The organism is Streptomyces sp. NPDC059668, from assembly GCF_042734135.1.
Taxonomy (GTDB): Bacteria; Actinomycetota; Actinomycetes; order Streptomycetales; family Streptomycetaceae; genus Streptomyces.
Genome location: NZ_JBHWEL010000065.1, coordinates 24344 through 33493 on the forward strand (window position 1 = coordinate 24344; position 9150 = coordinate 33493).

Genomic DNA, 9150 nt, shown 5'->3' on the forward strand with positions numbered 1-9150 from the left:
GGCCCCCCGGGGGTCGGGCGGCGGGCGGGGCGGGGGGGGACCTTCACGTTGGGGGTGGGGGGGGGGGGCCGCCGCCCCGCCCCCCACCCCGCGGTCAGGAGGGACGGTCCACGGTCACGGTCACCGTGTGCCGGGGTGCAGGTAGGCGCGGTCCACCGTCTGCCGGACGGTGTTCCCGGCCGCGTCCTTCGCGGTGACCCGCAACGTCACGTACGCGTCGCCCTTCACGCGGGCCGGCCGCTCCACGGTGGCGCTGAAGCCGGTGCCCTTGCGGGCCGTCGACGCGGTGGCCCAGGTCCGCCCGCCGTCGTACGACGTCTCGACCTTGAGCGTCACCCCGCTCGGTGCCTTCATGCCGTCCTGCATCCGGACGGTCAGACCCAGGCGGTGCGTGCGTCCCCGGCCCACCGCGTTCCGCGCGTCCACGGGGACGGTGTAGTCCACCTGGAGCAGCGGCAGCAGGGCCGCCGTGGCCGCGGTGCCCGAGCGGAACGTCCACGAGGTGCGGGTGCCGGTGGCGAAGTCCCAGTCGTCGGAGACGCGGGCGGTGGTCAGGTCCAGCCGGTACGCGGCGTCGCCCCCGGGCACCTCGATGTCGCCCCACGCGCCGTTGTCGGACGCGGCGACCTGCTTCCCGTTCCGGTACAGCACCGCCGTGGCCGTGTCGGGCAGGTCGGCCGCCGCGGCGGCCGGGGAACCGGCGCGGATGCCACTGCCGACACCCCCGCTGGGGACCTCACCGAACGCCCAGTGGCCCGTGCCGGAGTCCGTGAACTCCGGGACGAACACCGACAGGGTGTCGCCGTTGCGCACCGACTGCCAGGCCGCGCCCCGCGGGATCGACGGGCGGACCACCGCTCCGAACCACCGCTCCGTGACGTTCTGGCCGGGCCGGTAGGTACGCGGCACATCGCTCATGCCGGCCATCAGCGGCATGTCGGGGTCGCCGACGACGTTGTGACGGACGGTCTGACGCCACAGGGTGTCGCCGCCGGTCACGTACTCGACGCGCTCCTGGCCGGTCGGGACGTAGCGGGTGTACTGGTTCCAGGCGGTGTCCTGGTACGGCCGCCACCCGAAGCGCTGCTCGCCCGCCCAGGACGTGGCACCCGTGCGGGTGTAGGTGCTCCGGACCACGGCGCTCTCGCGCTCGGAGACGGTGTACACCAGCGGCTTGGGGACGAAGCCCTTGGACACCTGCATGACGTCGTAGAGGTACGGGCTGCGGACCGTGCCGGTGAACTCCACCGTGGTGGACCTCGCCTTGGCGCGCTTGAGCAGCGCGGTGCCCTCCGCCGCGCCGGCGCGCATGGTGGGCAGCGCCATCCGGTCCCCCGTCGGGCTCCACCGTGTCCAGGGGTAGAAGCCGTCCTCCATCACCAGTACGAGTGCCTTGGCCCCGGCGTCCGCCGCCGCCCGCGCGAGCGCCCGGTCGTCGGTGAAGTGCCAGCGGACGACGGCCAGTTTGCCGCGTACATGGGCGGCGCGGAGCTCGGCGGCCGTGCCGTCGCCGGCGTCCACCGCGGTCAGCCGTGCTCCCTTGTCGCCGAAGGCCGGGGAGGCGTCCACGTAGTACGGGGTGAAGGCGAGCGGCGTGCCGGGGACCTTGGCCCGCAGTTGGGGGGCCACCATCTGCCAGCGCGAGGCGAACTCGAAGTCTCCGTCGGTGACGCGGGCGGTGGGGCTGACGTAGATGCGCTGGGCGACGTCGAAGTACATCACGCCCTGGATGAGGCCGTTGCCGTCGATCTTCCGGTACGTCTGGTAGCTGAGCACTCCGCGCTGTTCGGCGGGGCGGGGCGTGCGGATCTGTACCTGAACGGTGTCGGCGGCATCGAGTGTCACCGACATGTCCTTGGTGACCTTCACCTCCGGGTTGACGACCTCGCGCAGTTCCTCACCGTCGGCCGCCTTGTCGATCGTGTTGAAGCTGACCTGGTAGGTGCCCTCCTCCACTTCGGCGACGGCCGGTTCCAGGCTGGTGTAGTTCACGAAGCCGTCGGCGCCCCAGATCGTCGGGGCGGCGCCCTCCATGACCTTGCCGTCGCGGTCGCGGGCGATCACGGTGAGCTTGTGCAGCGCGCCGTGCGCGTTCAGGGCCAGGGTGGTGTGGGTGAGCACGGTGCCGTCGGAGGAGGTCGCGGTGACGTAGCCGTAGTACTGGCCCCGGGTGGCCTTCGTGCCGTCGAGGCTCAGCGGCACGTCGGCCGTGGCGCCCGGCGCGAGCTGCACCTTGCCGCTGCCGACGCCGACCACGCCGTCCGGCAGCACGCGCCCCGTGTTGGTGGCGAGGGAGGCCGCCAGGGAGAGCGTGACCGCGTGGTCACCCGTGTTGGTGTAGCGGACGGTGGCCGCCTGCTGCTGCTTCTTGCCGGCACCGACCTGGACCGGCGGGAGGGTGACGGACCCGGTGGCCGTGACCGGGCCCATGGCGGTGGCCAGGTCGATGCGGCCGCCGCCCTGCTCGGTCACCTTGGTCCCGGGCACCTCGTGGGCGGTGCTGATCAGGGCGTCCTTGAGCTGCTGCGCTCCCCAGCCGGGGTGTTGCTGGGCCAACAGCGCGACGGCTCCTGCGACATGCGGGGTGGCCATCGAAGTGCCGGACGCGGAGGTGTAGTTGGCGTCGACCGGGGTGCCCATGGTGGTGCCGGCGGCCCGGGCGGCGACGATGCCGACGCCGGGGGCGGTCACGTCGGGCTTGACGGCCGCGTCGATCAGGCGCGGACCGCGGCTGGAGAAGGAGGCGAGGGAATCGTCACGGTCGACGGCACCGACGGTCAGCGCGGCGTCGGCCGCGCCCGGCGAGCTGACGGTGGACATGCTGGGGCCCTCGTTGCCCGCGGCGACGACGAAGAGCGTGTCGGTCGACGCGGTCAGGGCGTTGACGGCCTCGCTCATGGAGTCGGTGCCGTCGGTGGGGGTGCCCGAACCGAGGCTCATGTTGACGACCTTGGCGTGCTGGGCGGCGGCCCACTCCATGCCGTCGATGACGGAGGACTCACTGCCGTAGCCGTCGTCGCCCAGCACCTTGCCGATGAGGAGGTCGGCGCGGGGCGCGACCCCGCGCCGGGTCCCGCCGGACGCGGCGCCCGTACCTCCGACGATCGAGGCGACATGCGTGCCGTGGCCGAAGCCGTCGTTCGTGCTCGTGCTGCCGGAGAAGTCCTTGGCCTCCGCGATGCGTCCGGCCAGGTCGGGGTGGTTCGCGTCGACACCGGTGTCGAGGATCGCGACCTTGACGCCCTGTCCCTCGTAGCCCGCCTTCCAGGCGGCGGGGGCGTTGATCTGCGCGGTGCTGCGGTCCAGTACGGCCCCGACCCTGCCGTCGAGCGAGACCTTCGGGGTGACGGCGGCACGCGCGGCGTCCGACGCCGCGCCGGTGTTCAGCGTCTTCCAGAACGTGCCGAGGTCGTCGTCGGCGACCCGCAGCGACCGCGCGTCGATGCTCGCCAGGTCACGGACGGGCGTCGCGGAGGTGTTGAGCGCGGCCAGCCGGTCGGCGGTGTTCCCGGCGGCCCGTGTCGCCCGAGCGGTGCTCCTGGCTCCGTTCGCCGACGGCTTGGAGGAGACGATCAGGGGAAGCGCGTTGGTGTGGGCCTCGTCGTAGCCCTCGGCGATCAGGGCCGTCACGTCGAAGAGCCGACGGTCCAGCGTGCCCGCGGTCACCAGCGCCTCGGCGTCGGACGGCAGTACGGTGAGCGCCTTGTCGTCCCCCTCCAGTGTCCGGAAGGGGATGCTCTCGCGCCCGGGTCCGGGCTGCACCGACGCGGTGTGGCGTCCGCCGGGCAGCGTGGTCACGGTCACCCGGTCGCCGGTCAGCAGGCGCACCGTGGCGGAGACCGCCTTGTCGCGGGCGGTGATCCGCGCCGTTCCGTCCGTGCTCGTGCCGGCGGAGACGGGCGACACACCTCCGATCGTCGCCACCAGTACGGTCGATATTGCCGCCGATAGGCGCATCCATGCCATCAGTCAAGCACCCTTCATACAGCTCGAGGTCATGCGCTGTTCGACAGAATCCGCTGGTGTCACGGAACATGTCACTGATCTCGCCTGTCACGGATGCGACATGTCCCAACGGCGACAGGGCGGGGCACGGCGCGTCGTGGTGCCTGTCTCCCCCGCGCTGTGACACCGCGGAGGGAGACCCTGACGTGTGTGGCGTCCGACGCCGAGCGTCAGGCGAGATGCCGGGCGAAGAACCGCAGCGCGCTGTCCTGTTCGAAGGCCGGGACCTCCCCGTGCCGGCCGACGTTGGCGTGGAGCGTCTTCTCCGCCGAGGCCAACGCGTCGAACAGCGCCAGGCTTTGGGCCCGCGGTACCCGCTCGTCGTCCCACTGCACCAGGAACTCCACCGGCACGGTGACGCGCGCGGCGTCCCCGGCCGAAGCCGAGGCCCCGCCCAGCCCCAGTACGGCGGCACGGACCCGGGGTTCGGCGGCGACGAACGGGACGCCGAGTCCGCACCCCAGCGAGACACCCCAGTAGCCCACGGGTCCGGGACCGACGTGTTCGAGCCGCTGGACCGCGTCCAGGACCGCCCGCCATTCCGGGACGGTCCGGCGTGCGACGAGTGCCTGGAAGTCCGCGATCAGCGGGGCCAGTTCCTCACCGGCGGCGACGCGAGCCCGGTTCTCGGTCACGATCCGGTCGTACTCCTCGTCCAGCGGCCGGTCGCCATGGCCGGGGACGTCGACCGACACGGTCGAGAATCCGCACTCGGTCACGATGCGGCGCGCGAGGACCAGCAGGTCGGGAGCCTTCTTGTGCTGTCCGCCGCCGTGTCCCATCAGGACGAGCGGCCGGGTCCCGGTGGCGCCCTCCGGCGTCCAGAGCACGCCGGGAGTCCCGTCGAGGGTGAAGAGCTGTTCGCGGACGCCGTCGAAGGACGTCGAGGAGGTGAAGTGCATGGTGTTTCAAGCCTTTCGGGGTGCCTTCTACGGGCACTCCCTAGGGCGTACGGGAGAGGGAGGCCCGACCTGTCACAGCGTTGATCGGTCTCACCTCCCTGGTTCGGCGTGGCGCACGGCGGCGCTGAAGGTATCACGGAGACGCCCGTCTCCGTCAGGTCGACGACGTGGCCGGGGCGGACGCCACCCGCGCGGCACCGGCCGGCTCCCGGGCCCGTGCGCCGAAGACGGCACGGGCCACCGCGCGCGCTGAACTGCTCCATCCGTACAGGGATTTCGGGCGACCCAGCGGGCGGCAGCGCGGAGGACGACACGCCGACGGCGCGCCGTGGCCGGGTGGGCCGGTGGCGCGCCGTCGGGTGGTGGTCTACCGGTGTGCGGATGGTGCGGTCAGGCGTGGAGCGGGGTCAGCGGTGGCCGCCTCCGTGGCCGTTGCCGTTGCCGTGGCCGCCTCCGTGTCCGTCGCCGTGGCCGCCGCCGTGGTGGCCGCCCCAGGTCACGGTGTCGACGAGACGACGGTGGTCGTTGCGCAGGGTCGCGGTGTCGGCACGCCTGTCCCACACCGAGTTACGACGGTCCTGATACAAGTCACGGAACGAGTCACGACCCACACCCGTGTGGACACGCACCGTCGCCCGGCCACCCAGACGGTAGTGACGGAACGTGTACGTACGCCCGTCACGGTCCGACAGCGTCCACCGGTCCAGATTCACCGTCTGACGCGTCGTGTTGGTGATGGCCACCCACTCGTCGTTCAGGTCCGAACGGTGGTGACGATCCCCGGAGTCGTAATGCACACTGCTGATCTGCACCGCCGCCCGCGACCGCGGACCATGATCGGCCGCGGAAGCCGGCAACACCGACGCCCCCGCCACCGCGGCCACGGTCACCGCAGCAGCGGCAAGACGACGGACAGTCACAGATGCGGACATGAAGTCCCCCTACATGGTGCTGGCACCCCCACCCACACGACCCACAAACCACAAGGCCGCACAGGAAGAGCTGCGTGTGCGAGTAGTACAGCCGGCCCTTACCGGCCGACACCCACACCATGCCCCCACCACCACCCGATGCGGGCGATACACGGACCCACGTTACGGATCATCCATATCGCCGTAACACTCACATGTACCGTCCATTCACCCCATGAACGCACCAAGTTGACGCCCCAACCGACCCACACCCCTTACCCCCCAACGACCCACCACCACAACCACCACCACCCACCACCCCACCCCACACCCACCCATCACCCGAAAGAGGATCACGGACAGCGTGCTCCACCGTGCCGTGCCGCGCGAGGACCAAAGCGCGCCGTCGGCTTCCCCCCTCGCCGCCGACGACGTCTCGGTCACCTTCCGGGGCTTCCAGGCTCACGGGCCGCCACGCCGGCGGCCGCCGGACATGCCTCTCCCCCGGCCGCGCCCACTCAGGGGAACGCCCGTCACGGGTCACGGACACCCGTTCGAGGAATGTGACGGCAGGTCAGCGCACCCGGCCTCGTGGCTTCAGCGGCACCGGCGGGAGTTCGGGAGCGGACAGCCGGTCGCCGGCGTAGCCGTGCACCTCCCCGAAGCGGGAGCCCTCCATCCAGTCCTTGCGGCCGTCCTCGATCTCCTGCTGGGTGCGCCCGATGAAGTTCCACCACATGATCAGCTCCTCCTCGAACGGCTCACCGCCGAGGAGCATGAGGGACGCGTCCGACGCGGCGCGCAGGGGCAGTTCGGTGCGGCCGCAGCCGAGGTAGAGCATCGAGCCGGGGAGGACCGGCACTCCGTCGACGTGGGCCTCGCCCGACATGGACAGCACGGCGTACTCGAAGTCGGGCTCCAGCGGCAGACGTACGTCGGCGCCGTTCGCCAGGGCCAGGTCGGCACCGACGATCGGGCTGTACGTCGTGCCGGGCGAGGTCGTGCCGTCGACGGTGCCCAGGATGAGCGTGGCCTTGACACCGGGCGCCGTGACGAGGGGCAGCTCGGCGTGGTGCTCGAAGCGCGGGTCCGTGTTCCGGTGGCCGTCGGGGAGGGCGACCCACAGCTGCGCCCCGTGCAGGAGGCGGGCGTGCGACTTGGGGCTCTCCTCGGAGTGGCTGATGGCCCGGCCGGAGGTCATCAGGCCGAGTTCGCGCGGGCGGATCGTCTGCAGGCTGCCCGTGGAGTCACGGTGCAGCACCTCGCCCTCGTGCAGCCAGCTGACCGTCTGCAGTCCCATGTGCGGGTGCGGCGGGACCTGCATACCCGGCTCGTCGGCGATGTCGTCGGGACCGTAGTGATCGACGAAGCACCACGCGCCGATCATGCGTCGGCCCAGGTTGGGCAGCAGGCGCCGGACTTCGGTGGACTCGCCGAGCTTGACCCGGCGGGGACTGAGGAGTTCACGCACCGGCTCGGCCACCACGAACCCGCGGCCACCGCACAGGGCGGGAACTGCGTCGCGATCAAGATTGCTCATGGCGCACAACCTAGCCCCGTCGAGGACCGTCCGTCAGGTCGTCCCCCCTCGGGCGGGACGGGCGCGTGGCTCAGAACCGATCCGGGCGCCGGGCGGTCCTAGGACCACGGCCGGACGGGCCTCCGACCATGGTCCCGTCCTCCCGAAAAATAGTAGCCATGGACATAGTAGCCATGTACTGTTTTCCCCATGAGTTCAGTGTTCGAGCACGCGACCCCCGGTTTCCTCGTCTGGCGCCTGTCCACGAAGTGGCGGGTGGCCGTCGACCGGGCGGTCGCGCCGCTGGGTCTGACCCACGCCCAGTACTCGCTGGTCGCGTCGCTGTACGGGATGCATCACGCCGGGCTGCGGCCCAGCCAGCGACAGCTCGCCGACCACACCGGACTCGAACCGCTCTACGTCTCGAAGCTGGCCCGTTCCCTGGAGACGGCCGGCGTCGTCGACCGCACGCGGGATCCGGCCGACCCCCGGGCCGTCCAGCTGTCGCTCACCGAGGAGGGGCAGGCGGTCGCCCGTCGCGCGATCGGGGTGGTCCACGGACTGCTCGAACAGCTCCTCGCCCCCCTCGGTGGGCTCGACGGCGAGCGCACGCGTGCGTTCGGCGACGAGCTGGCGATCCTGCTCGGCGTATCGCTCGACCCCCACACCGACCGGTCCACCGACCCCGACGCGGGCCGGAGCCGTTCGGGCCACGAACCTTCCGGCCACACACCTACCGATCAGGCGCGTTCCACTCAGAAACCTTCCGAGCAGCAACGTTCCGACGAGGAGCAGTCATGACCGTCACCACTCCCCCGGTCAACGGCCAGGTCATCGGCCTGGCCCACTACGCGAGCCGCGCGGTTCTGGAGACCGTGCTCGCCCGCACCGGAACCACCTTCAACCAGTCGGTGGCCCTGCGCGTCGTCTCGGAACAGGACGGACCCGTCGAGCGCGCACGGCTCGTGGCCCGCCTGTCCGGGGCCCTGAAGATCGAGGAGTCGGCGGCCCACCGGACCGTCGACGAGATGACGGCTCTCGGGCTGCTCGCGGAGCCGGCCACCGGTCAGGTGTCACTGACCGAGCAGGGCGGCGAGCTGTTCGAGCAGGTCCGCACCAGCGGGAACGAGATCGCGGCCCGGCTCTACGCCGGCATCCCGGCCGAGGACCTGGCGACCGTGGGCCGGGTGCTGACCCTGGTCACGGAACGGGCCGACGCGGAGCTCGCGGGCGCGTAGGGCCGTCGGCCGCGGGAGCGGGAACGGGGGTCGGGCACCCGGGAGCCGGGCGCCCGGCCTCCGCCTCCACGTTCGTGGAATATTCAACCAATCCGCTCCGTTGAGTCGCTCGAAGGAGGTCAGCGGTGGACATGGAGTACTACGACCACGGGACGGCCGCGGAGCGCTGGGAGCGGGCGCGGATGTTCTTCGACGCCAAGGACTACGCCGGCGCGGCGCGGGTCCTGGGCGGGCTGGTGGAGGAGGTGCCGGAGCAGGTCGGTCCCCGGCTGCTGCTGGCACGTTCGTACTACCACTCGGCTCAACTGCGCCGCGCGGAGGCGGAGTTGCGCACCCTCGTGGAGCTCGACCCGGTGGAGCACTACGCCCGGCTGATGCTGGGACGCACGCTCGAGCGCCAAGGGCGCCAGGACGAGGCCGAGTCGCATCTGCGGATCGCCTCGGCGCTCGCGGGCGACTTCGAGCAGGTGTGATCGCCCCCTGAGGAAGAGGACCGAACGCGCGGGCCGGACACCCTGGTGTCGCGGCCCCCGCGTGGAGTTGGGGGGCCCGCCCGCGGGCCCGGTCCCCAGTAC

Annotated in this window: 7 protein-coding genes; 3 read left to right on the forward strand and 4 right to left on the reverse strand. The window is 71.7% G+C overall.

Annotated features, from left to right (window positions below; genetic code table 11):
• Positions 1-120: 120 nt before the first annotated feature.
• The 4 genes from ACFV2J_RS33120 to ACFV2J_RS33135 all read right to left on the reverse strand — a co-directional run bounded on the left by ACFV2J_RS33120 (position 121) and on the right by ACFV2J_RS33135 (position 7358).
• Positions 121-3966, reverse strand: a complete 3846-nt coding sequence (locus ACFV2J_RS33120) for a S8 family peptidase (RefSeq protein WP_385442122.1) — start codon at positions 3964-3966, stop codon at positions 121-123.
• A gap of 209 nt (positions 3967-4175) precedes the next feature.
• Positions 4176-4907 carry an alpha/beta hydrolase gene (locus ACFV2J_RS33125; protein ID WP_385095079.1) on the reverse strand — a complete coding sequence of 244 codons (732 nt, stop codon included), beginning with the start codon at positions 4905-4907 and terminating at the stop codon, positions 4176-4178.
• A gap of 407 nt (positions 4908-5314) precedes the next feature.
• A complete protein-coding gene (locus ACFV2J_RS33130) occupies positions 5315-5719 on the reverse strand; it encodes a lamin tail domain-containing protein (protein WP_385442125.1) in 405 nt (134 codons plus the stop codon).
• A 673-nt stretch (positions 5720-6392) separates the two neighbouring features.
• Complete coding sequence (locus tag ACFV2J_RS33135; RefSeq protein WP_385095073.1) at positions 6393-7358, reverse strand: pirin family protein; 966 nt, start codon at positions 7356-7358, stop codon at positions 6393-6395.
• A 189-nt stretch (positions 7359-7547) separates the two neighbouring features.
• Between ACFV2J_RS33135 and ACFV2J_RS33140 the strand changes: the two genes are divergently transcribed.
• The 3 genes from ACFV2J_RS33140 (at position 7548) to ACFV2J_RS33150 (ending at position 9048) form a co-directional block, all read left to right on the forward strand.
• A complete protein-coding gene (locus ACFV2J_RS33140) occupies positions 7548-8138 on the forward strand; it encodes a MarR family winged helix-turn-helix transcriptional regulator (protein ID WP_385442128.1) in 591 nt (196 codons plus the stop codon).
• Positions 8135-8575: a MarR family winged helix-turn-helix transcriptional regulator gene (locus ACFV2J_RS33145; RefSeq protein WP_385095070.1), complete on the forward strand. Its 441-nt coding sequence runs from the start codon at positions 8135-8137 to the stop codon at positions 8573-8575. The genes ACFV2J_RS33140 and ACFV2J_RS33145 overlap by 4 nt, the downstream gene beginning before the upstream one ends.
• A gap of 125 nt (positions 8576-8700) precedes the next feature.
• Positions 8701-9048, forward strand: a complete 348-nt coding sequence (locus ACFV2J_RS33150; RefSeq protein ID WP_385095067.1) for a tetratricopeptide repeat protein — start codon at positions 8701-8703, stop codon at positions 9046-9048.
• Positions 9049-9150: the final 102 nt, after the last annotated feature.